The 19,760-nt window shown below is 64.1% G+C and carries 25 protein-coding genes; 13 read left to right on the forward strand and 12 right to left on the reverse strand.

Going from position 1 to position 19,760, the window contains the following annotated elements; genetic code table 11:
- Positions 1–120: 120 nt before the first annotated feature.
- The 3 genes from DTX69_RS02490 to murI all read left to right on the forward strand — a co-directional run bounded on the left by DTX69_RS02490 (position 121) and on the right by murI (position 3,632).
- Positions 121–1,080, forward strand: a complete 960-nt coding sequence (locus DTX69_RS02490) for an endonuclease/exonuclease/phosphatase family protein (protein WP_119299886.1) — start codon at positions 121–123, stop codon at positions 1,078–1,080.
- 157 nt (positions 1,081–1,237) lie between these two features.
- Positions 1,238–2,827: a lysine--tRNA ligase gene (locus DTX69_RS02495; protein WP_119299887.1), complete on the forward strand. Its 1,590-nt coding sequence runs from the start codon at positions 1,238–1,240 to the stop codon at positions 2,825–2,827.
- A gap of 4 nt (positions 2,828–2,831) precedes the next feature.
- Positions 2,832–3,632: a glutamate racemase gene (murI, locus tag DTX69_RS02500; protein ID WP_119299888.1), complete on the forward strand. Its 801-nt coding sequence runs from the start codon at positions 2,832–2,834 to the stop codon at positions 3,630–3,632.
- Here murI and DTX69_RS02505 read toward each other — a convergent pair.
- Positions 3,629–3,967: a hypothetical protein gene (locus tag DTX69_RS02505; RefSeq protein WP_119299889.1), complete on the reverse strand. Its 339-nt coding sequence runs from the start codon at positions 3,965–3,967 to the stop codon at positions 3,629–3,631. The genes murI and DTX69_RS02505 overlap by 4 nt on opposite strands.
- A 77-nt stretch (positions 3,968–4,044) precedes the next feature.
- On the opposite strand from DTX69_RS02505, the gene DTX69_RS02510 reads away from it, so the two are divergent.
- The 6 genes from DTX69_RS02510 (at position 4,045) to DTX69_RS02535 (ending at position 9,028) form a co-directional block, all read left to right on the forward strand.
- Positions 4,045–5,388 (forward strand): TldD/PmbA family protein, encoded by a 1,344-nt coding sequence (locus tag DTX69_RS02510; protein WP_119299890.1) that lies wholly within the window; start codon positions 4,045–4,047, stop codon positions 5,386–5,388.
- 175 nt (positions 5,389–5,563) lie between these two features.
- The gene (locus DTX69_RS02515; protein WP_162916540.1) at positions 5,564–5,890 is read left to right on the forward strand and encodes a hypothetical protein; all 327 of its coding nucleotides are present in this window, start codon (positions 5,564–5,566) and stop codon (positions 5,888–5,890) included.
- Positions 5,891–6,125: 235 nt separating this feature from the next.
- Complete coding sequence (locus DTX69_RS02520; RefSeq protein ID WP_162916542.1) at positions 6,126–6,623, forward strand: hypothetical protein; 498 nt, start codon at positions 6,126–6,128, stop codon at positions 6,621–6,623.
- Positions 6,624–6,772: 149 nt separating this feature from the next.
- Positions 6,773–7,033: a hypothetical protein gene (locus DTX69_RS02525; RefSeq protein ID WP_162916544.1), complete on the forward strand. Its 261-nt coding sequence runs from the start codon at positions 6,773–6,775 to the stop codon at positions 7,031–7,033.
- Between the two features lie 174 nt (positions 7,034–7,207).
- A complete protein-coding gene (locus DTX69_RS02530) occupies positions 7,208–8,008 on the forward strand; it encodes a UDP-2,3-diacylglucosamine diphosphatase (protein ID WP_119299894.1) in 801 nt (266 codons plus the stop codon).
- 9 nt (positions 8,009–8,017) lie between these two features.
- Positions 8,018–9,028, forward strand: coding sequence for a glycosyltransferase family 4 protein (locus DTX69_RS02535; protein ID WP_119299895.1), 1,011 nt, complete (start codon positions 8,018–8,020; stop codon positions 9,026–9,028).
- Here DTX69_RS02535 and DTX69_RS02540 read toward each other — a convergent pair.
- The 10 genes from DTX69_RS02540 to DTX69_RS02585 are packed head-to-tail and all read right to left on the reverse strand — an operon-like array spanning position 9,019 to position 16,466.
- The gene (locus DTX69_RS02540; protein WP_119299896.1) at positions 9,019–10,710 is read right to left on the reverse strand and encodes a Na(+)/H(+) antiporter subunit D; all 1,692 of its coding nucleotides are present in this window, start codon (positions 10,708–10,710) and stop codon (positions 9,019–9,021) included. The genes DTX69_RS02535 and DTX69_RS02540 overlap by 10 nt on opposite strands.
- Complete coding sequence (locus DTX69_RS02545; protein WP_119299897.1) at positions 10,700–10,963, reverse strand: hypothetical protein; 264 nt, start codon at positions 10,961–10,963, stop codon at positions 10,700–10,702. The genes DTX69_RS02540 and DTX69_RS02545 overlap by 11 nt, the downstream gene beginning before the upstream one ends.
- Before the next feature lie 12 nt (positions 10,964–10,975).
- Positions 10,976–12,514, reverse strand: coding sequence for a proton-conducting transporter transmembrane domain-containing protein (locus DTX69_RS02550; RefSeq protein WP_119299898.1), 1,539 nt, complete (start codon positions 12,512–12,514; stop codon positions 10,976–10,978).
- Positions 12,511–14,004 (reverse strand): monovalent cation/H+ antiporter subunit D family protein, encoded by a 1,494-nt coding sequence (locus DTX69_RS02555; RefSeq protein WP_284735498.1) that lies wholly within the window; start codon positions 14,002–14,004, stop codon positions 12,511–12,513. Before DTX69_RS02555 ends, DTX69_RS02550 begins: the two co-directional genes overlap by 4 nt.
- Positions 14,004–14,366: a cation:proton antiporter subunit C gene (locus DTX69_RS02560; RefSeq protein ID WP_119299899.1), complete on the reverse strand. Its 363-nt coding sequence runs from the start codon at positions 14,364–14,366 to the stop codon at positions 14,004–14,006. The genes DTX69_RS02555 and DTX69_RS02560 overlap by 1 nt, the downstream gene beginning before the upstream one ends.
- On the reverse strand, positions 14,366–14,782 hold the full coding sequence (locus DTX69_RS02565) for a Na(+)/H(+) antiporter subunit B (protein ID WP_119299900.1): 417 nt from the start codon (positions 14,780–14,782) through the stop codon (positions 14,366–14,368). Before DTX69_RS02565 ends, DTX69_RS02560 begins: the two co-directional genes overlap by 1 nt.
- The gene (locus DTX69_RS02570) at positions 14,779–15,339 is read right to left on the reverse strand and encodes a DUF4040 domain-containing protein (protein ID WP_119299901.1); all 561 of its coding nucleotides are present in this window, start codon (positions 15,337–15,339) and stop codon (positions 14,779–14,781) included. Before DTX69_RS02570 ends, DTX69_RS02565 begins: the two co-directional genes overlap by 4 nt.
- A gap of 1 nt (position 15,340) precedes the next feature.
- Entirely contained in the window at positions 15,341–15,715 is a 375-nt protein-coding gene (mnhG, locus tag DTX69_RS02575; protein WP_119299902.1) for a monovalent cation/H(+) antiporter subunit G, read from the reverse strand.
- Positions 15,712–15,996 carry a monovalent cation/H+ antiporter complex subunit F gene (locus DTX69_RS02580; protein WP_284735499.1) on the reverse strand — a complete coding sequence of 95 codons (285 nt, stop codon included), beginning with the start codon at positions 15,994–15,996 and terminating at the stop codon, positions 15,712–15,714. The genes mnhG and DTX69_RS02580 overlap by 4 nt, the downstream gene beginning before the upstream one ends.
- A complete protein-coding gene (locus tag DTX69_RS02585) occupies positions 15,993–16,466 on the reverse strand; it encodes a Na+/H+ antiporter subunit E (RefSeq protein ID WP_119299903.1) in 474 nt (157 codons plus the stop codon). The genes DTX69_RS02580 and DTX69_RS02585 overlap by 4 nt, the downstream gene beginning before the upstream one ends.
- A gap of 320 nt (positions 16,467–16,786) precedes the next feature.
- On the opposite strand from DTX69_RS02585, the gene DTX69_RS02590 reads away from it, so the two are divergent.
- Genes DTX69_RS02590 through DTX69_RS02605 form a run of 4 tightly spaced genes read left to right on the forward strand, consistent with a single transcriptional unit; the run spans position 16,787 to position 18,389 of the window.
- Positions 16,787–17,161 carry a hypothetical protein gene (locus tag DTX69_RS02590; RefSeq protein ID WP_284735500.1) on the forward strand — a complete coding sequence of 125 codons (375 nt, stop codon included), beginning with the start codon at positions 16,787–16,789 and terminating at the stop codon, positions 17,159–17,161.
- Between the two features lies 1 nt (position 17,162).
- Positions 17,163–17,417, forward strand: a complete 255-nt coding sequence (locus tag DTX69_RS02595) for a DUF5985 family protein (protein WP_119299905.1) — start codon at positions 17,163–17,165, stop codon at positions 17,415–17,417.
- A complete protein-coding gene (locus DTX69_RS02600) occupies positions 17,414–17,686 on the forward strand; it encodes a DUF5985 family protein (RefSeq protein ID WP_119299906.1) in 273 nt (90 codons plus the stop codon). The genes DTX69_RS02595 and DTX69_RS02600 overlap by 4 nt, the downstream gene beginning before the upstream one ends.
- Positions 17,687–17,690: 4 nt before the next feature.
- Entirely contained in the window at positions 17,691–18,389 is a 699-nt protein-coding gene (locus DTX69_RS02605; protein WP_119299907.1) for a hypothetical protein, read from the forward strand.
- 22 nt (positions 18,390–18,411) lie between these two features.
- Here the strand turns inward: DTX69_RS02605 and DTX69_RS02610 are convergent, their stop codons facing one another.
- Positions 18,412–19,707: a flavin monoamine oxidase family protein gene (locus DTX69_RS02610; RefSeq protein ID WP_162916547.1), complete on the reverse strand. Its 1,296-nt coding sequence runs from the start codon at positions 19,705–19,707 to the stop codon at positions 18,412–18,414.
- Positions 19,708–19,760: the final 53 nt, after the last annotated feature.

Here is a 19,760-nt window from a genome sequence, read left to right on the forward strand (position 1 = left end):
CCCGCAGTAAAGCGGCTTGGCATCAACGAGTACTGAAGAAAGATCGTGAATGAGACGTAAACAGAGGTTAGGACTTGAGCAAAATGCCGGCGATTCCGCCGCGAGCCGCGTGAGGAAGGCATGAACTGGCTGCCGCCGCTTGCCCTGCATCTGCTGGTCGCGTTTGTCGCGGTGGCAAGTCTGCTGGCGATCCTGTTTCCGCGCCGCCCCCTGCTAGGGGTGCCGCAGCATTGGGGGTTGCAGCTCTGGCAGCTTGGGCTCCTCGCTCTTATCGGCAGCATCCTGCTCAGCGACTGGGTTGCGGCTGCCTTGTCGCTCGCCGTCGCGTGCTACTGGAGTTGGCGGTTATGGCCGCGCAAACCCCTGCCTGATGTCAAGGAGGGCGAGCCGCTTCTGCGCCTCGTGTCCGCCAACCTGCTCTACCAGAATATCAACTTCGATCGCGTGGTCGAAGGAGTGAACGCGACCGATGCTGATGTCATCGTGCTATGCGAAGTGACCCCGGAGGCGCGCGAACGCTTCCGCAGCCTCGAGATGAGATTCCCGCACACGCTCGACACATGCGCACCGGAGAGCGTCTATGGCATTCTCATCCTGTCGCGATTTCCACTGGTTCTGCGCACCAGCGGTATCGGTGAAGACCCGTTGCCGCGCCACCTTGCCGCCGATTTCATGATCGACGAGCGCAGGATCACCCTGGTTGCGATCCATTCGACCAATCCGTTGCGCGTCAGCCGCGCGCATCGCATTCCGGCGGAGTTCGAATCCGTTGCCGATCTCGCGCGTTCCGCGCCGGACGACCTGATCCTGATCGGCGATTGCAATGCGGCCGGCTGGTCCTCCTATCTGCAGGACCTGGAGCGGAAAACAGGCCTCGCGAACGACCGGAAGGTGCGTCCCTCCTGGCCGGTCTGGCTGCCGCCTTTGGTGCGCCTGCCGTTGGACCATGTCTGGGTGCGCGGACGCGTGACGCTGCTCCGGACCGCGCTTGGCCCGAAGTTCGGCTCCGACCATCTGCCGCTGGTTGCCGAACTCGGCTGGAATTCAGGTATCAGAGATCAGAAGTCAGATGTCAGATAGGGCTGGTGACTGGTCGCAAGAACCTGTGCCCAATGCAAACTCCCAACGCGCTTTGGTTAACCTCTGATCTCTGATCTTCTGATCACTGAATCGCTTGCTCCGCCCGGCGCCAGTCACTAGGTTCGGGCCGGTTGTCAGCTGCTAGTTGAGGAAAGTGATGAGTTCCGAGCGGCAATATGCCCAAGCGGCGCGTGCCTGGCCCTTCGAGGAGGCGCGCAAACTGGTCGAGCGCTACAAGGATGCGCCGCCGGCCAAAGGCTATGTGCTGTTCGAAACCGGCTATGGCCCTTCCGGTCTGCCGCACATCGGCACTTTCGGCGAAGTCGTGCGCACCACCATGGTGCGGCGTGCCTTTCAGCGCCTCAGTGACATTCCGACCCGCTTGTTCGCCTTCTCCGACGACATGGATGGGCTGCGCAAGGTGCCGACCAACGTGCCGAAACAGGACATGCTGGCCGAACACCTGGGCAAGCCTTTGACCAAGGTGCCGGACCCGTTCGGTGAGTACGAAAGCTTCGGCCATCACAATAACGCGATGTTGCGGCGCTTCCTCGATTCCTTCGGCTTCGAATACGAGTTCCAGTCCTCCACCGAGCTCTACGCTGCCGGCCGGTTCGATGCGGCGCTTCTGGAGGTGTTGAAGCACTACGCCAAGATCATGGAAGTGATGCTGCCCTCGCTGCGCGAAGAGCGGGCTGCCACCTATTCGCCGTTCCTGCCGATCAGCGAGAAGACCGGCCGCGTGCTGCAAGTGCCGGTCACGAAATACGACCTCACCGCCGGCACCATCACCTATCAAGACGAGGACGGCAGCGAGGTGGAAACGCCGGTCACTGGCGGCCGCTGCAAGCTGCAATGGAAGCCGGACTGGGGCATGCGCTGGCATGCGCTCGGCGTCGATTACGAGATGTCGGGGAAGGATCTGATCCCCTCGGTCGAGCTGGGCGGGAAGATCTGCCGCATCCTCGGTAGCCCGCCGCCGGAAGGCTTCAACTACGAGCTGTTCCTGGACGAGAAGGGCCAGAAGATCTCCAAGTCCAAGGGCAATGGCCTCAGCGTCGAGGAATGGCTGGCCTATGCGCCGCCGGAGAGCCTGTCCCTGTTCATGTACCAGAAGCCGCGCGCGGCGAAGCGCCTCTATTTCGACGTGATCCCGCGCGCGGTCGACGACTACATCACCTTCAACGCGAAGTTCGATCAGGAGAATCCGGCGCAGCGGTTGGAGAATCCGGTGTGGCACATCCATAACGGCCAGCCGCCGAAAGTGACCTCGGACCTCAGCTACGGCATCCTGCTCAACCTCGCGAGCGTCGCGAACGCCGAGGAGAAGGCGCAGCTCTGGGGCTTCATCACGCGCTACCGCCCGGAGGCAACGCCGGAGACCGCACCGTTCCTGGACAAACTGGTCGGCTATGCGATCAACTACTACCGCGATTTCGTGAAGCCCACGAAGAAGTACCGTGCGCCGACGGAGCTGGAGCGCAAGGCGCTCGGCGAACTCCTGACTTACCTCGAAACGGCGCCCGCCGAGGCGACGGGCGAGGATATGCAGACCCAGGTGTACGAGATCGGCAAGGCGCATCCCTTCCCGGAGCTGCGCGCCTGGTTCAAGGCGCTCTACGAGGTGCTGCTGGGCCAGGACCAGGGGCCGCGTTTCGGTTCCTTCATCGAGCTCTATGGCCGCCAGGAGACCGCAGCGCTGATCCGCAAGGCGCTCGCCTCCCCGACCGGACTGGCGGCTGAATAGCCCCATGAGCGAGGCGGCAACGCCGGTCATCCTGGCCGCCGATTCCGGCCTTGGCGGCCTTACCATCGTCGCCGAGATCCGCAAGGCGATGCCGCAGGCGCGGCTTGCCTATCTGTGCGACAACGCGTTCTTTCCTTATGGCACGCGGCCGGATGCGGCGTTACTGTCGCATTTTCTCGGCGTGATGAACCGCGCGATCGAGCGGGTGCGACCGGACCTCGTCGTTACGGCCTGCAACACCATCAGCACCATCTGCCTGCCGCAATTGCGCGCGGCTACCAGCATCCCGGTCGTGGGCGTGGTGCCGGCCATCAAGCCGGCGGCGCAGCAGAGCAGGCGCAAGATCATCGGACTTCTGGCAACGCCAGCGACCATCAACCGGCCCTATACCGATGACCTCATCCAGCGCTACGCCGCCGATTGCACCGTGTTGAAGGTCGGGTCGGCAGAGCTCGTGCAGATGGCGGAGGTGAAACTGCTGGGCGAGACAGTCGATCGCGACCGATTACGGCATATTCTGTCGCCCTTCTTCGATCGCTCTGCCGCTACGCAGCCGGATGTCATCGTGTTGGCTTGCACGCATTTCCCGCTGCTGCGCGCGGAGTTCCAGGCGGTCGGGCCAGCGGATGTTGTCTGGGTCGATTCCGGCGTGGCGGTCGCACGGCGCGTGGTGGACGTGTTGCCGCTGCCGCGCGGGAGCAGCATTGAAGCCGATCTTGCCCTCACCTCCGCCGCGTGCGACCCGGCGATGCGGCGAGCCCTGGCGCAGTTCGGCCTTGCAGAGGTCGAAACCCTACCCGGCTAGGGGTTGCGCATCCGGCAGCGCGCGAAAATGGCCGCCAGCTTGGCGTCGATCGCCTGGCTGCTCTGTTCCAGGCCGATGGCGGCGATGTCCTGCTGTGACAACCGGCTGACCACCTCCTCTGCCACGCAGTCGCAGAAAGCCAGCAACCGCGTTTCCGTCGCATCGTCCAGCGGCCGCGCGTTGCCGGAGATGCCGCGCCGCTGCCCCTCGATACAAGTCTGCTGGAAGCTGCTGAGCGTGTGGCTGGGCGGCACCTGGCGCAGAAACAGCCACAGCCCGCCAAGCAGGAAGACGGCAAGGACGATGGCGCCGATCAGAACGTGTTTCAGGTTCATCTGTTTATCCTGCCGGGACGCTTGCCACCACCCATCCCCCGGCCTAGTTTGGCCGCCTCAAGCCGAAAGAGCCTGATATGACCGCAAAGCCAGAACCCCTCCAGATATTGGAAGATTTGCTGAAGCGCGCCAAGGCAAAGGGCGCGCAGGCGGCCGATTGCCTGATGGTGCGCGACACATCGCTCAACGTCGCGCAGCGCCTGGGCAAACGGGAAAAGCTGGAACGGTCGGAGGCGCAGGATCTGGGCCTGCGCGTGTTCGTGGGCAAGCGCCAAGCGATCGTCTCCACCAGCGATCTCGAGCCCAAGGTGTTGGATGAGTTGGCGGACCGCGCTGTTGCGATGGCACGCGTCGTGCCGGAGGACGAATTCTGCGGGCTCGCCGATCCGGGCCTGTTGGTGAAGGCGCCGGTCCCCCTGGATCTCGACGACAAGGCGGAACCGAGCGAGGCCGAGCTGACAGAGATGATCGCGCGCGCGGAGGATGCGGCGCGCGCCGTTCCCGGCGTCACCAACTCCGAAGGCGCGGAAGCGGGCTGGGGCCGCGTGGAGGTCGCACTCGCAGCCAGCAATGGACTCCGCGGCTCCTATGCCGGCACGCGCTGGGGCATCAGCGTCTCCGTGCTGGCCGGCGAAGGTACCGCCATGGAGCGCGACTACGACTACGCCAGCGTGGTGTTCGGCGAGAATCTGCCGGCGCCCGATGCGCTCGGCAAATCGGCCGGCGAACGCGCGGTGCGGCGCCTGAACCCGCGCAAGGCTGCGACCGCCAAGATTCCCATTGTCTTTGACCCGCGTGTGGCGAACGGATTGATTGGCCACTTCGTCGGCGCCATCAACGGCGCGTCGATCGCGCGCGGCACCAGCTTCCTCAAGGACAAGATGGGGCAGCAGATTTTCGCGCGCGGTATCCGCATCATCGATGATCCGCATCGGCCGCGCGGCCTGCGCTCCAAGCCGTTCGATGGTGAGGGCGTCGCCAACAAGAAGCGCGCCTTGATAGAGGATGGCGTGCTGACCACGTGGCTGTTGGATTGCCGCTCGGCGCGCCAGCTCGGCCTCACCACCACCGGGCATGCATCGCGTGGCACCTCTTCACCGCCATCGCCTTCCGCCACCAACCTCTATCTGGAGCCGGGCAAGGTGACGCCGGAGGATCTGATGGCCGACATCCGCCAAGGCTTCTACGTCACCGAGCTGATCGGTCATGGCATCAACGGTGTCACTGGCGATTACAGCCGCGGCGCGGCCGGCTATTGGATCGAGAATGGAAAGCTGACCCATCCCGTCTCCGAGGTGACGGTCGCCGGAAATCTCAAGGACATGTTCCAGAACCTGACACCCGCCAACGATCTGCTGTTTCGGTACGGTACTGATTCCCCGACCGTGCGCATCGACGGCATGACGCTGGCCGGGGCGTGACGCCGGCTCGTAGCCGCCTCATATCCCCGCGCGCGGCAGGGTGGCGTGAAGCGTTTCACACGCCTCTGTGACCCGGACTGGCGAAACCTTGGTGATGTCACCATCTTGTGAAGTAGAGGAGCAACTGCGCGCTCCGCTCGTGCGTTCTCTTGTAGAATAGAGCGAGAGGTAAGCCATGAACCGACGCCTACAACTCTGGTTGGGGGTCAGCGCCTGTGCCTTGCTGGGCGCGCTGACCCTGCCGGTTCCAGCCTTTGCCGAGCAGGGCAGTTCGCAGGACAACGACCTCGATCCCCATGGCGGGTTCCAGCACGAATGCGGCGAGCCTGGCGGCTGCGCCGAAGCGGGCGAGAGCTTCGAATCCACAACACCGGATGAACGCGGCGAAGACGACGGCAGCCAGCCCCTGGTCCGACCAGCCCAGCCGCGCAGCGGCAACGGCGGCTTGAGCACCGGCGATTCGATTCGCGGTGGAGTCAATGACGGCGGTCTCGGGGACTGACGCGCCGCTGGTGCCGAGGCAGAATCCTGCGCACGAATCTGCAGGACCTGGCCGCGAACACCAACTATGGCCTCTACAACTTTCGTCTGATCAAATCCTATTGACCCTCAAGCGGTTCGACCGTCACTATTGCTGATGCGGCGATGATTTTCGTCCGCGAATTGGGGGAGTGTCGGTAATGAGGGTCAGGATTGTCGACGCCGCGGCAGCTTTTCTTCTAGCCGCGATCACGGCCGTGCCGGTGGCCGCGTCGGGTGCGATGGATGATATCGATTGCAGCTCTTCGTCGTTCGAATTCGCCGGCGCGGGGTATCACGTCGATTGCCAGCGTTCCGTCGATCAGGTCCGCTCTGGCGGATCAACGGGTGCGAGCGAAATTGACGTCATGACCATCAGCGGAGATGATCCGCGCATGTTCATGACGGTGGTCGGGGTTCGAGTCGCGGCGCCCCGCCTCTATCTGGTACGCCAGAACCTCGGGCAGAACTTTCGCGAGACCTTCAATGACATCAAGGCCGAGGACTGGAAGGGCATCGGCAACAAGAACGGGTACGACACCGCCGAGTTCACCGCCGTGATCAGCGGGCTGCCCTCGTCGTGCGTCGCGATCCAGCGCTACTTGAATCCGGCGTGGGGCGGCTTCAAACGCCGGATCATCGGCATGGGCTGCTCGCCCACCAGCCGCGAGTCCGTCTACAGCGCCATCGCCAAGCTGGCCGCGCCGGGCGACTAGAACCACGTCCGCTCGGGCAGGCGCCTTCCGGCGACTGACTGTCCGCCGGCGGGTTTGGGTCGCGCGAATGGCGCGTCCACCTATTGCAAATGCGTCGCATTTGCCCCATCCCGCCTTGCCTAGAAGTGGACCGACTGGGGGAGGATGAAATGACCAATCGATGGAAATTGTGGCTTGGCGCCAGTGCCTTGGCCATGGCGAGCGGCGCCTTGCCGGCCGCTCAGATCCTGTCGCCCGTTACCGCGGGCATGTTCGGCCTCGATCTGACCAACGAGGCGAGCGCCCAGGAATCCGGTGAAGGCGAGGAAGGCACCGCAACCGAATGCACCACCGAGAGCGGTGAAGGCGAGGAAGGCGGCGCCACAGACTGCGCGCCAAGTGGCGAGGAAGGCGAAGGGGAAGGCGGCTGAGCTCGCCATTTCGATGCCTGTACCGAAAAAAGGGCGGCTCCGGCCGCCCTTCTCTTTTGACCGTGACTCAAATCGGTCACTTGGCTGTCATTTTCCCGTTGCTGCTTTCGACTAGCTCTAAGCCGCGCGAAGCGGGGTTTCGCGCACTGGGGCAACGGCCGGAAAGCAGGAGAGATGCAGGCGACGCCGCCGACCAACCGCTACCGCACGATTTTTCTTTCCGATATCCATCTGGGCACACGCGGCTGCAAGGCAGAATTCCTGCTCGATTTCCTGAAGCACAATGACGCCGACGAGATCTACCTGATCGGCGATATCATCGATTGCTGGCGCCTGAAGCGCTCCTGGTTCTGGACGCAGAGCCACAACGACGTGGTGCAGAAGCTGTTGCGCAAGGCGCGCAAGGGCACGCGCGTCACCTATGTGCCGGGCAACCACGACGAACCCCTACGCGACTATGACGGCATGGCGTTCGGCGGCGTCATGATGATGAACGAGACCATCCACGTCACCGCCGACGGCAGGCGGCTCTTGATCGCCCATGGTGATGCGTTCGACGGCATCGTCAAATACGCACGATGGCTCGCCAAGCTCGGCGATCACGCCTATGCCTGGTGTCTTCACATCAATCATTGGTACAACCACGCGCGGGTCGCGCTCGGCTACCCCTACTGGTCGCTGTCGGCGTTCCTGAAGACGCGGGTCAAGGACGCCGTCAAATTCATCAGCGACTTCGAGCATGCGATGGCGGCGGAGGCCAGACGCCGGGGCCTGGATGGCGTCGTCTGCGGCCACATCCACAAAGCTGAGATCAAGGAGATCGACGGCATCCTCTATTGCAATGACGGCGATTGGGTAGAGAGTTGCACCGCCCTGGTCGAACATCGGGACGGCAGGCTCGAGATCATCGAATGGGCGGCCAAGCGGCAGTTCTCCATGCTGTCCCCCGAACTCAGCCTGACCGCCGCGCGCTGAGGGTGCCCCGTGCATCTGGCCCTCGTGACCGATGCCTGGGCGCCGCAAGTCAACGGCGTCGTACGGACGCTGCAGCGCACCAAGCTGGAGCTGGAGCGCCTCGGCCACCTAGTGGACGTGATCTCGCCGGACCAGTTCTTCACCGTCCCCTGCCCGACCTATCCAGAAATCCGCTTGGCGCTCTGGCCCGCGGCTAATCTCGGCAAACGGCTTGATGCGCTGATGCCCGACGCGATCCACATCGCGACGGAAGGACCGCTCGGCCGCGCGGCGCGCGCCTGGTGCCTGAAGCGGCGCCTGCCGTTCACCACTGCCTATCACACACGCTTCCCCGAATATGTCGCTGCGCGGTGGGCCATCCCGCTCGCCTGGACCTATGCCATCGTGCGAAGATTCCACGCGCCGGCGGCGCGCGTCATGGTCGCGACGCAGTCGATCGAGAACGAGCTCATCCAACGCGGCTTCACCAACATCAGCCGCTGGACCCGCGGCGTGGACCTGGAGCTGTTCCGGCCTGATGAGCGGGCGGATCTCGACCTGCCGCGGCCGATCCACCTCTATGTCGGGCGCGTGGCGGTGGAGAAGAATATCGGCGCATTCCTGGCGCTGAAGCTGCCCGGCTCCAAGGTCGTGATCGGCGATGGGCCACAGCTTGCGGCGCTCAAGACGCACCATCCCGATGTCCATTTCCTCGGCGCCAAGCATGGAGCGGATCTGGCGCGCCATGTTGCGGCCGGGGACGTGTTCGTCTTTCCAAGCCTGACCGACACGTTCGGGCTGGTGATGCTGGAAGCGCTGGCGTGCGGCCTGCCTGTCGCCGCCTTTCCGGTCGCCGGCCCCCAGGATGTGGTGCGCGAGGGCGAGGTCGGCGCGCTCGATTGGGACCTTACGAAGGCGGTCGAGCGCGCGATCGCCCTGCCCCGCGCCGCTTGCCGGCTCTATGCCCAGAACTTCTCGTGGGAAGCGGCGACCCGGCAGTTCCTCGCGAATCTCGCGCCGGTCGCAGCGGACTACAGATAGAACAAGATGAGACAGGCGCCCAGCATCAGGGTTGTCCAAAGCGCCATGGTGCCCGCCGGCCAGGGCCGCGCCAGCAGGCCCTCGGGTCCGTGGTGGCGTTGAACATAGGCGATCACCACCGAGATGGTCCGGCCGATGCCATGTGTCACGGACTTCCAGCCGTTCTCCGCTGCCATGCGGGCGCCGTCGGCCAAGGAACGTCCTGCGCGACGATAGAACCATTCGGCATCGATGTTCACCGAGCGCAGCTCCGGCGGGTAGATGCCGGTGCGCATCAGCAGCGTGAAAGCCAGCGCGGACAGGAACAGCAGCTGGACCTGCGCCACCACGTGGTCCAGCGTATAGGGCCGGTAGCCGGTCTCGAACGGCAGCAGCGTGTAGAAGAAGTCCGGGAAGCTGCCGATGCCGATGCACAGCGCCGCCGCCACTGCCATCGCCACTAGCATGTTGAGCGGCGCCTCCTGGCAGCGCTTGCCGGAATCGTGCGCGAAGAAGGCGAAATACGGGATCTTGATCCCGGCATGATGAAACACGCCGGCACTCGCGAACAGCAGCACGATCCAGATCCAGAAGTACCCCTCCTCCATCGCGGCGGTCATGATCATCGACTTGGTGACGAAGCCGCTGAACAGTGGAAAAGCGGAGATCGAGGCCGCGCCCACGATGCAGAAACCTGTCGTCCACGGCATCGACTTGTAGAGCCCGCCCAACTCCGATCCCTTGATGGTCCCGACGCGGAACAGCACCGCACCCATAGACATGAAGAGCAGCCCTTTGAAGAGAATGTCGGCGAAGGCGTGGGCGACCGCGCCGTTGAGCGCGAGGTCGGTGCCGAGGCCGATCCCCACCACCATAAAGCCGAGCTGGTTGTTGAGGCTGTAGGCCAGCACGCGGCGGAGGTCGTTCTCGATCACCGCGTAGAAGATCGGGAAGGCCGCCATCACGGTGCCGATCGGGATCAGGATGTCGGTACCGGCGAAGCTGCGCGCCAACGCATAGATTGCGACCTTGGTAGTAAAGGCGGAGAGGAAAACCGTGCCGGTCGGCGTGCCGCGCGGATAGGCATCGGGCAGCCAGGCATGCAGCACGGGAAAGGCGCTCTTGATGCCGAAGGCTAGGAAGATCAGCAGTCCGCCCGGGGTATCCAACCCCAGCGCACCGAAGGCCAACGAGCCGGTCTGCCGATAGTGGATCAGAACGCCCGCGAGCAGCAGCACGCCCGACCCCACCTGGATGATGAGGTATCGCATGCCCGAGCGATAGGAATCCTCCGTGCGCGACGCCCAGATCAGAAAGACGGAGGCAATCGCGATCGCTTCCCAATAGATGAACAAAGTCACCAGATCGCCGGCGAAGATCGCGCCCATGGCGCTGCCGGCATAGATCAGCGCTGCCACATGCTGGACCGTATCGCGCAGATGCAGCGAATAGATGACGCAGATCAGCGCCGCGACCAGGAACACGTAGCTGAACAGCAGGCTCAGCTTGTCAACCCTGAGGGTCGTGAGCGACACGCCGGAAAGCTCGATGATGCCGAGGTCGCCATGCGGCAGGGTCGTGAGATGCGCGAAGGCCGCGACCGGCAACGCCAGCATGTAGATCGCGCGGAGACGGCCACGCAGCAACGGCACCAACAGCGCGCCCAGGATCAGGATCAGGCCGGGGGAGAATTCACCGATCATAGTAATCCTCCGGCCGCATCAGGACCTTGCGAAGTTGCTTGGCGATCAGAACCAGCGCCACGCAGGCAAGAAATCCGAAGAAACCGTAGAAGCCGAACCAGTGCTCGATCGCGAACGGGCCGTGCTTGGGGACGAAAACGTCGATCGCGATCAGCGCCGCGCAGACGACATAGAACACCCGCACCAGGCGCGTGACATTGGCCGGGTCGTCCAACCAGTAGCGTTTTTCCTTCGGGTCGCGATGTGCCGACATTGGCAGCGCCTCTCAGCTCGAAACCGTGAACATGCCCTGGAGCAGAAGCTCGATCCTGTCCGCCTGAAAGAACAGGAGAAAGCACAGCAAGGCCGTGGTGGAGAGCGCGATCAGGCAGGCGACCGGCGCCTCCTGCAGCCCGAATCGCGCGCCGACACCCGCATGCTGCCCGTGGTGCACGCCATGTTCGCCGTGCTCCCCGTGTGCCTCATGCTCGACCGGCGGCGGCAGGAAGAAGGCTCGCGCGACGATCGGCAGCAGATAGGCGACGTTGAGCAGCGAGCTCACCATCAACACCACGACCACCAGGACATAACCCGCATCGAGCGCCCCCAGTACTAACGCCCATTTGCTCCACATCCCACCAAACGGCGGCAGGCCGATGATGCTGAGCGAACCCACCAGGAACGCGATCATGGTGATCGGCATCTTGCGGCCGAGCCCAGCCATCTGGGAGATCTCCGTCTTGTTGCTGGCGACATAGATGGCGCCCGCGCAGAAGAACAAGGTGATCTTGCCGGCCGCATGGGTGGCGATCTGCAGCCCGCTGCCGATCACGCCGGCGGGGCCCGCCAGCGCGGCGCCGACTACCACATAGGCCAGCTGGCTGATGGTGGAGAAGGCAAGCCGCGCCTTGAGATTGTCCCGCGTGAGCGCGATCAGCGACGCCAGCAGCAGGCTGGCCGAGCCGACATAGACCAGCCACTCGTTAGCGCCGCTCAACGTCAGCGTCTCCAGCCCGAAGACATAGACGACGACCTTCACCACGGAGAATACGCCGGCCTTCACCACCGCCACGGCATGCAGCAGCGCACTGACCGGCGTCGGCGCCACCATGGCCGCCGGCAACCAGAAATGCACGGGCATCAACGCGGCCTTGCCGATGCCGAAGGCATAGAGCGCGAGCAGGATGCCGATGGCGAGCGGGCTCGCCTTGCCGGCCAGGATGCCGCCGGGTGTGAAATCGATCGTGCCGGCGATGAACCAGGTCGCGATGATGGCCGGCAGCAGCAGCACCATCGACGTGCCGAGCAGCAGCAGCAGATAGAGCCGGCCGGCGCGCATCGCCTCCGCAGTCTGCTTGTGCGTGACCAGCGGGAAGGTGCAGAGCGTCAGCGCTTCGTAGAACAGGAACAACGTGAACAGATTGTCGGCAAAAGCAATGCCCATGGTGCTGCCGAGTGCGATCGCGAAGCAGGTATAGAAGCTGGTCTGGCGCGGCTCGTCATGGGCACGCATGTAGCCGATGGAATAGATCGAATTCACGACCCACAGCGCCGAGGCGATGAGCGCGAACAGCATGCCCAGCGGCTCGACCCTGAAGGCGATGGCGAGGCCGGGCACCACGTCGATCAACGTCGCACCAGGTCGGAGCCCCTGCATCACCACGGGCAGCAGCTGAATCACCGTGAACAACAAGACTGCGGCGGTTGCGAGGGTGACGGCCTCCCGCAGATTCGGAACCCTGTGGAAGAGCGGAATCAGCAGTGCGCCGATGAAGGGGGCGAGCACCGCGATCTGGGCCAGACTATCCGGACTGAGGGCCATCATCGCAGGCCCCCGAGCAGGAACTCCGCCACCTGTGCGGCGATGCCGGCGGTCAGCCTGGTATCGATGCCGAAATAGACGGTCGCCGCCGCGAGGATCAGGAGCGGCAGCAGCATGGATAGCGGCGGATCTTTGGCTTCCGCCACCTGAATGGCCACCGGGCGGAACCACGCCATTTCGATCACCCGGCCGATATAGAGCACCGAGATGAGTGAACTCACAACCAGCAAAAAGACCAGGATCCACCAGCCGCGATCGAGCGCACCGACGGCCAGATACCATTTCGATATGAAGCCGGCGGTCCCCGGCGTTCCGATGATGCCGAGGCCGGCAACGACGAAGGCGCCCATGGTGAGCGGCATCTTGCGGCCGATGCCGGCGATCTCCGCCAGGCGCACGGTGCCGATGCGATAGAACAGCGAGCCGAGCGCCAGGAACAAGGCGGCCTTCATCATGGCGTGGTTGACGAGATGAACCAGGCCGCCGGTGAGCCCGGCCAGATTGCCGATGCCGATCCCGAGCATCATGTAGCCGATCTGTGCCAGCGAGGAATAGGCGAGCATGCGTTTCAGGTTGTTCTGATAGACCGCGATGATTGAGGCGATGAACATCGCGGCGATCGAAAGAGCGAGCAGGATTTCCACGATCGGCAGGCCGCGGAAATCAAGGGCGATGCCGAAGATGGAGAAGAGGAATCGCACCAGCAGATAGATCGCGACCTTGGTGGCCGTCGCCGACAGGAAAACCGTCGCCCAGGAGGGCGCATAGGCATAGGCGCCGGGCAGCCAAGAATGCAGCGGGAACAAGGCGAGCTTGAGGCTGATGCCGACGGTCAGGAAGGCGAGTGCGGCCACCATGGCCCGCGCCATCTCCGGCGGCGCGGCCGCCAGGCGCGCCGCCATGTCCACCATGTTCAGGCTGCCGGTCAGCAGATAGAGGAAGCCGACTCCGATCACATAGAACGTCGCACCGATCGTGCCCATGATGAGATAGCGGAAGGCGGCGACCAGCGCGCGCCGGTCGCGGCCAAGCGCGATCAGCACGTAGGTGGACAGCGACGAGACCTCCAGAAACACGAACGCATTGAACGCATCGCCCGTGATGGTGACGCCGAGCAGCCCGGTCAGGCACATAAGATACATGCAGTAGAACCAGGCCTCGCGCCGCTCCCCGACCTCTAAGGCCACGCTGCGGCGGGCGAATGGCACGATGACCGCGCCGATGGTGGAGATCAGCATCAGCACGAAGCCGTTGAGGACATCTACGCGGTACTCGATGCCCCAGGGCGGCGGCCATCCGCCGAGCGCGTAGGAGATCGGGCCGCCGGTCAATACTCGGTCTAGTAGGACCGCCGAGATGACAGGCATGATCCAGCTGACGGCAAGCGTGAGCGCGAATGCCGGCACGCCGCGCCTGAGCAGCGCCGCGAGGAGGCCGCCGAGCAGAGGAATGACGATCTGCAGGGCGGGAAGATGCGACGACACCAGCTCCATCAGCCGCCGTCCTGCGGCTTGATCTCGTCGTCATCGATCGTGCCGAAGGCCTCGTTGATCCGCACCACGAGGGCGAGGCCGAGAGCCAACGTGCCGACGCCGACGACGATGGCCGTCAGGATCAGCACGTGCGGCAAGGGATTCGAGTAGACAGTGAACGCGGGGTCGATGATCGGTGCCGTGCCGCCGACGATCTTCGCCGGCTCGAGATAGAGCAGGTAGACCGAGGTCTGGAAGATCGACAGCCCGACAAGCTTCTTCACCATGTTGCTGCGCGCAACCACGATGTAGAGGCCGGCGATCATCAGGAAGATGGTGATGACGTAGTTGTAGCGATCGGCGAAATCCAGGAATGCTTCCATCAGCGCCCTCGCTCGACGAAGGCGTAGAACAAGGCAACCATGGTGCCGCTGACCGTCACCGCCACGCCGATCTCCACCAGGAAGATGCCGAGATGATGGCCGTGGATCGGGTCGTGCGACAGTACCGAATAGTCGAGGTAGTTGCCGCCGAGGAAGAAACCGGCGACGCCCGTGCCGGCAAAGATCAGCACGCCCATCGGCACCATGCATTCCACCAGGCCACGCGGCGCGACCCGCTTGGCGGCATTGTGGCCGAAGGTAATCGCAATCAGGATCACGACGGCCGCGACGATGACGCCAGCCTGGAACCCGCCACCTGGCCCATAATCGCCGTGCAACTGCACATAGATGGCGAATAGCAGGATGAACGGCAGGATGAGCTTGGTGCCGACCCTGAGAATGAGATCGGAGCTCATGACGGATCCTCCGGGGCGCCTTCCTCGGAACTCTGCCGCCGCAATCCGCCGAGCAGCAGCATGACGCCGATCCCGGCGATGAAAATGACCGTGGTCTCTCCCAAGGTATCGAAGCTGCGATAATCGGCCAGAACCGCGGTCACGATGTTCGGCACGCCGGTCTCCGCCATCACATCGTTGATGTAGCGGGGCGCCACGTGCTGATGGATCGGCGCATTCGCCGTGCCGAAGGGCGGCAACACCAAAGTGCCCCAGACAAGCATTCCGCCAACAGCCAGCGACAGCAGGAGCGGCAAGGCTCTGCCGTGCCGCGGCATGTCTTCGCGGGTCTTGGTGAGATGAAGCGTGGCAAGCAGTAGGACTGTAGAGACGGCGGCGCCGACCGACGCCTCGGTCAGGGCCACGTCGACCGCGTCGAGCACGATCATAACGCTCGCCATCAGGAAGGAGTAGATGGAAGCCAGGATCACCACGCTCAGCAGGCTGCGCTGAACGACCATGGCGACCGTCACCACAGCCAGCAGCGTCAACAGCGCCATATTGATGACGGTTTCCATCCTATGCCTTTCCGGACTCGTCGCCTGTTCCCGTCGGCGCATCCTTGCCCAGCGCGCGCGTGCGGCGGTCCTCGGCAAGCTTGGGCGTGATGTTCTCATGCAAGGCGGCCTGGGCTAGCGCGTGGGCCACCACCGGCAGCGTGAAGAAGGAGATCGCCAGCACGAACAGCAGCTTCAGCGTCACCAGGCTCCAACCCGCCTGGAGCATCAGCCCCATGAGGAGGAATCCGGCGCCAACCGTGTCGATGATGCTGGTGCCGTGCGCCCTGGTATAGACGTCCGGCATGCGCACGAGGCCGAACGCGCCCACAAGGATGAAGAAGCAGCCGGCGGCGATCAGCACGCCGCTGGCGACGTCGATCAGCAGTGCCATCATGGCTCCTTCCCCTCGTCTGCATCGTAGGCGAGGTCGCCATGACGGAAGAATTTCAGGACCGCAAGGGTACCGATGAGGTTCAGCAACCCGTAGGTCAGCGCGATGTCGAGGAACTCCGGCCGCCCGGTCAGGAAACCGAATACGGCGAGCAGCAGAATGGCGAGCGATCCCACCGTGTTGCCGGCGAGCGCCCGGTCGAACACGGTCGGTCCCTTGATGGCCCGCAAGGCGGCGAGGGCGAAAGCAACCAGCAGTGCTGCAGCAGCGCCGGCGAACATCATAGAGTGCCCTCGAACTTGGACACGCGGCGATCCATCCGCCCAGACTCCAGGTCCAGCGCGCCATCTCTGGTGAGGGCGTGCACGACCAACTCGCTATTCGTGAGCCCGACTGTCAGAGTCCCTGGTGTGAGGGTAATGGAGTTGCCGTAGGTCGCGATTCCGGCGGCGCTGCGCTGGCTGGCCTGCACGCGCGTCATGGTGGGTGAAATCGGCAGGCCCGGATGCAGAATGATTCTGGTGACCGCCCAGGCTGATTTCACGATTTCCCACGCCAGCCAAGGAAGGTAGGTGACCATGCCCTTCAGGAGCTGAAACGGGTGGCCCTCCGGATCGACCACCAACATGTGCCGGGCGGCGAGCGCGCAGAGCACGGCGCTCAGCAGCCCGGCGCCGACCAGAGCGAACGTGTAGTGCCCCGACAAGGCGAGCCAGAAGGCGAACAGGAATATCGCCAGGCTGATGGTTCGCATGCTCCCCCTGAGTCGCAAATTTGTTAATTGGCCCAATGGCTTGGAGCACTGCCCCCAGCCTGCGGAATCCCCGTCGGCCGTCTTTTTAGCGTGATCGGCCGAGCGCGGCCAAGAATAAAAGGCTGAGGGGTCGTGATCCTAGTCACGCCCGCTGTCTCCGCCCACTGCCAGTCTTGTCGCGCCTCAGCGGGGTGTGGGCATGAGGAGAGACTTTGGCCTAGGTTGCATTTCCGCTCATCTTGTTGTCGATTGCCATCAGGCACGCCATCGCACATGGCGATTCCTCCGGGGTCTTTTGAGATTCAATACGGGTTGAAATGATGGATGAGCCGATCCCCGCGGATCTGCGGGATTTCATCCTCCGCTACATCGATTCCGTGGCGCATCTTGAGGCGCTTCTCCTGTTGCGTGCCAATCCGCAGACTTCGTGGGATGTGCCCGCCGTTGCCGCCCGGCTCTACACCAGCGAGGCTCAGGCGGGCGAGGTGCTCGCCCAGCTCTGCGGAGAAGGGCTGATCGCCAGCGAAAACGACCTCTACCGTTATGCCGGCCAATCGGCGGAGACCCTGGCGATGATCGACCGGCTGGCGGAATTCTATAGCAAGCAGCTTATCCCGATCACCAACCTGATCCACGGCAAGCCGCGTCGGATCCGGCAGTTTGCCGACGCATTCAAGTTCCGAAAGGACAACTAGGATGGCGCCGATCATCTACTTGCTATGCGCGGTGGCGGCTTTTGTCTGCGCGTTCCTGCTGTTCCGCGCTTATCTGCGCAGCCGATACCGATTGCTGCTGTGGAGCGGGCTGTGCTTCGCCGGGCTCACCCTCAACAATCTCATCCTCGTGTTGGACAAGATTGTTCTCACTGAGGACCTCTCGATCTGGCGCACCTCCGTCGCCCTGATCGCCATGGCCGTTCTGCTCTACGGCCTTGTCTGGGATGCCGAATGATGGATCAGGTCAGCGCAGTTCTTCTGGGTGCGGTCGCCATGGCCTCGGGCGTGGCGGCTTTGTTCTTCCTCCGCTTCTGGCGGCAGACCCGGGACAGCTTCTTCCTGTTCTTCGCGGGGGCCTTCGGGCTGGACGCGCTGGCGCGGTTCGTTCTGGGCTTCGCCGACCTCTCCGAGGAGACGCAGCCGCTCATCTACCTGGCGCGCCTCGTCACCTTCTGCCTCATCATCATCGCGATCATCCGCAAGAACCGGCCAAGCCGGGGCTAGCAGCATGGACCAGCACGTTCGCCTGCCGATCCGCCTGCTGCCGCGCAGAGGCGCGCAGATTCCGCTGATTCTGTTTTTCGGAGCCTTTTTGGGGTTTGCGATCTTCTGGACCGTAAGCGCCGCAGTGACCACCGACACGCGAAGCTTCAGCGACTCCAGCGATACGGAGTTCTGGCTGAGCCGCCTGTTCCCGCTGTTCGGCGTGCCGTTCATCCTGATCGGCGCGGGCGGCATCGCGAGCGCCGTGCTGAAGCTGCTGCCGGGCAGTCCCTATTATCACCTCGAGATCAATGCCGACGGATTGCTCGTCCGCTCGCTGTTCAAGCAGAAGCGCTACGGATGGCGTGAGCTGCCACCATTCAACACGCTGGAGCGCAGGCGCCGTACCAAGAACGGCACGCGGATCGACTGGTACACCGTGGCGATGGAAGGCGCGCCACTGGAGCCCGGCATGAAGGCAGGCGCGACGCACCAGTGCGAGGTGCTGCGCATCTTCGCCGACGAATATGGCGCCAAGAACGGTCAGCAGGACGCCGCCGATCTGGCCGCCTGGCTCAACCACCTGCGCGACCTGGCGCGCGACAACCGGCTCTCATCGAACGAGCAGGTGCGGGTTCCGTCCGGATTCGTCGCGAACGCGGCCACAAGTCCTTCACCGCTCGGCGGGCGAACCGAGCGCATGCAGACAGTCGTGCGCCGTTAAGTGTGCGCGTGCTCGACTTGCGCTAACGCGTTGTCATGAAAGCCGCGATCTCGTCGGCCGCCCGCAAGCCAGCGATCATCGCTCCTTCGAACCAGCCGGCCCCTTCCACCGCGATGTCGGAGGAGGCAAAGGCCAGCGGACCGATCCTGCGCCAGGTGGCCGGCAGCAGCACATCCTCTGCGCCCAGCACCGGCGCAATCCAGGTGCCGCGCGCGAACGGGTCGCCGACCCAATCGTGCCAGTCATACCCCAGCAGTCGCCCTTCCGGAAAAAAGCGCGCGATGGCCTGCGCGACGGCGCCTGGAGCCGTTGGATCAAACTGCGCGGCCAAGCCGAACCCGACGATCAGCGTGGCGCCGTCCTGCGCGGTGCGTTCCGAGAACATCCATTCGATGCCATCGCCGCCACCGGTGACGAGCACACCGACCGGCACGCCCGCGGCCTTGGCCCAGATCTTCACCGAGGCGCCGATATGACCGGTCGCCAGGGCGGTTACTTGGGGGGCCGGTAACGGCGGAGCGAATTCGATCCCGGCGAGCGGATTGATGCCGGTCGCGATCAAGACGGCCTTGGCGCGCCAGGAGCGGCCATCCGGGGTCTCGGCTGTGACGCCGTCCGCCTCATGCGCGATCCTAGCCACTGGAGCACTGCGGATCAGCGTCGCGCGCGACGCTGCGATCATGCGCTCTGCCAACAGTGCGACGCCCCCGACCAACGTATCAGCCCAGACCTCGATCATGCTGTCGGGCGCACCGCCGCCATAGGCGCAGCTCGACAGGAACTCCGAGGCGGGAACACGCGCCGGGTCACCATTGCCACTGACGGTCCACCAAGCGCTGCAGAGATCGCGAGTGGACCGCGGCGCCGCCATGCGCGCGAGATACGCAGTGAAGCTGATATTGGTCAGGGAGCGGCCCGCCCTATCCTGTGTTTCGCCTTTCTTCAGCAGGCGTGCGTCGGCCGCGATCTGCGCCAAGCAGCGCTCATGCTGGGGCAAATCGTTTGCGGAGGCGGGCGCATCGCGATGCAGCGCCCCATCGCGGAACCAGCGCCGCTCGGTCACCGGCGCTCGCTGGCGCAAGGCAACATTGTGCCGCGCACAGGCCTGGCGGATGTGCCTCTGCCAGGGTGTGATCCAAGCACCGCCGAACTCCAGAGACTCATCACCGCCAGCGAAACTGCGTGCAAAGCCACGCCCGCCCACCCTTTCCCGCGCCTCCAGCACGGAGATGGAAAAGCCGCGCGCCGCCAGAGCTTCCGCCGCCGTCGCGCCAGCGAGGCCAGCGCCGACGATGAGGACATCTGAGTTTGTACTCATCCAAGCACTTTCTTCTATCGTCATGGTCGTGCTGGCACGACCATGACGATATG

The sequence above is a fragment of the Dongia deserti genome (assembly GCF_003574735.1).
Taxonomy (GTDB): Bacteria; Pseudomonadota; Alphaproteobacteria; order Dongiales; family Dongiaceae; genus Dongia_A; species Dongia_A deserti.

Coding starts and splice junctions, on each gene's coding strand:
- DTX69_RS02490 (WP_119299886.1), top strand. CDS start 121: ATGAACTGGCTGCCGCCGCTTGCCCTGCATCTGCTGGTCGCGTTTGTC.
- DTX69_RS02495 (WP_119299887.1), top strand. CDS start 1,238: ATGAGTTCCGAGCGGCAATATGCCCAAGCGGCGCGTGCCTGGCCCTTC.
- murI (WP_119299888.1), top strand. CDS start 2,832: ATGAGCGAGGCGGCAACGCCGGTCATCCTGGCCGCCGATTCCGGCCTT.
- DTX69_RS02505 (WP_119299889.1), bottom strand. CDS start 3,967: ATGAACCTGAAACACGTTCTGATCGGCGCCATCGTCCTTGCCGTCTTC.
- DTX69_RS02510 (WP_119299890.1), top strand. CDS start 4,045: ATGACCGCAAAGCCAGAACCCCTCCAGATATTGGAAGATTTGCTGAAG.
- DTX69_RS02515 (WP_162916540.1), top strand. CDS start 5,564: ATGAACCGACGCCTACAACTCTGGTTGGGGGTCAGCGCCTGTGCCTTG.
- DTX69_RS02525 (WP_162916544.1), top strand. CDS start 6,773: ATGACCAATCGATGGAAATTGTGGCTTGGCGCCAGTGCCTTGGCCATG.
- DTX69_RS02530 (WP_119299894.1), top strand. CDS start 7,208: ATGCAGGCGACGCCGCCGACCAACCGCTACCGCACGATTTTTCTTTCC.
- DTX69_RS02540 (WP_119299896.1), bottom strand. CDS start 10,710: ATGATCGGTGAATTCTCCCCCGGCCTGATCCTGATCCTGGGCGCGCTG.
- DTX69_RS02545 (WP_119299897.1), bottom strand. CDS start 10,963: ATGTCGGCACATCGCGACCCGAAGGAAAAACGCTACTGGTTGGACGAC.
- DTX69_RS02550 (WP_119299898.1), bottom strand. CDS start 12,514: ATGATGGCCCTCAGTCCGGATAGTCTGGCCCAGATCGCGGTGCTCGCC.
- DTX69_RS02555 (WP_284735498.1), bottom strand. CDS start 14,004: ATGGAGCTGGTGTCGTCGCATCTTCCCGCCCTGCAGATCGTCATTCCT.
- DTX69_RS02560 (WP_119299899.1), bottom strand. CDS start 14,366: ATGGAAGCATTCCTGGATTTCGCCGATCGCTACAACTACGTCATCACC.
- DTX69_RS02565 (WP_119299900.1), bottom strand. CDS start 14,782: ATGAGCTCCGATCTCATTCTCAGGGTCGGCACCAAGCTCATCCTGCCG.
- DTX69_RS02570 (WP_119299901.1), bottom strand. CDS start 15,339: ATGGAAACCGTCATCAATATGGCGCTGTTGACGCTGCTGGCTGTGGTG.
- mnhG (WP_119299902.1), bottom strand. CDS start 15,715: ATGATGGCACTGCTGATCGACGTCGCCAGCGGCGTGCTGATCGCCGCC.
- DTX69_RS02580 (WP_284735499.1), bottom strand. CDS start 15,996: ATGATGTTCGCCGGCGCTGCTGCAGCACTGCTGGTTGCTTTCGCCCTC.
- DTX69_RS02585 (WP_119299903.1), bottom strand. CDS start 16,466: ATGCGAACCATCAGCCTGGCGATATTCCTGTTCGCCTTCTGGCTCGCC.
- DTX69_RS02590 (WP_284735500.1), top strand. CDS start 16,787: ATGGATGAGCCGATCCCCGCGGATCTGCGGGATTTCATCCTCCGCTAC.
- DTX69_RS02595 (WP_119299905.1), top strand. CDS start 17,163: ATGGCGCCGATCATCTACTTGCTATGCGCGGTGGCGGCTTTTGTCTGC.
- DTX69_RS02600 (WP_119299906.1), top strand. CDS start 17,414: ATGATGGATCAGGTCAGCGCAGTTCTTCTGGGTGCGGTCGCCATGGCC.
- DTX69_RS02605 (WP_119299907.1), top strand. CDS start 17,691: ATGGACCAGCACGTTCGCCTGCCGATCCGCCTGCTGCCGCGCAGAGGC.
- DTX69_RS02610 (WP_162916547.1), bottom strand. CDS start 19,707: ATGAGTACAAACTCAGATGTCCTCATCGTCGGCGCTGGCCTCGCTGGC.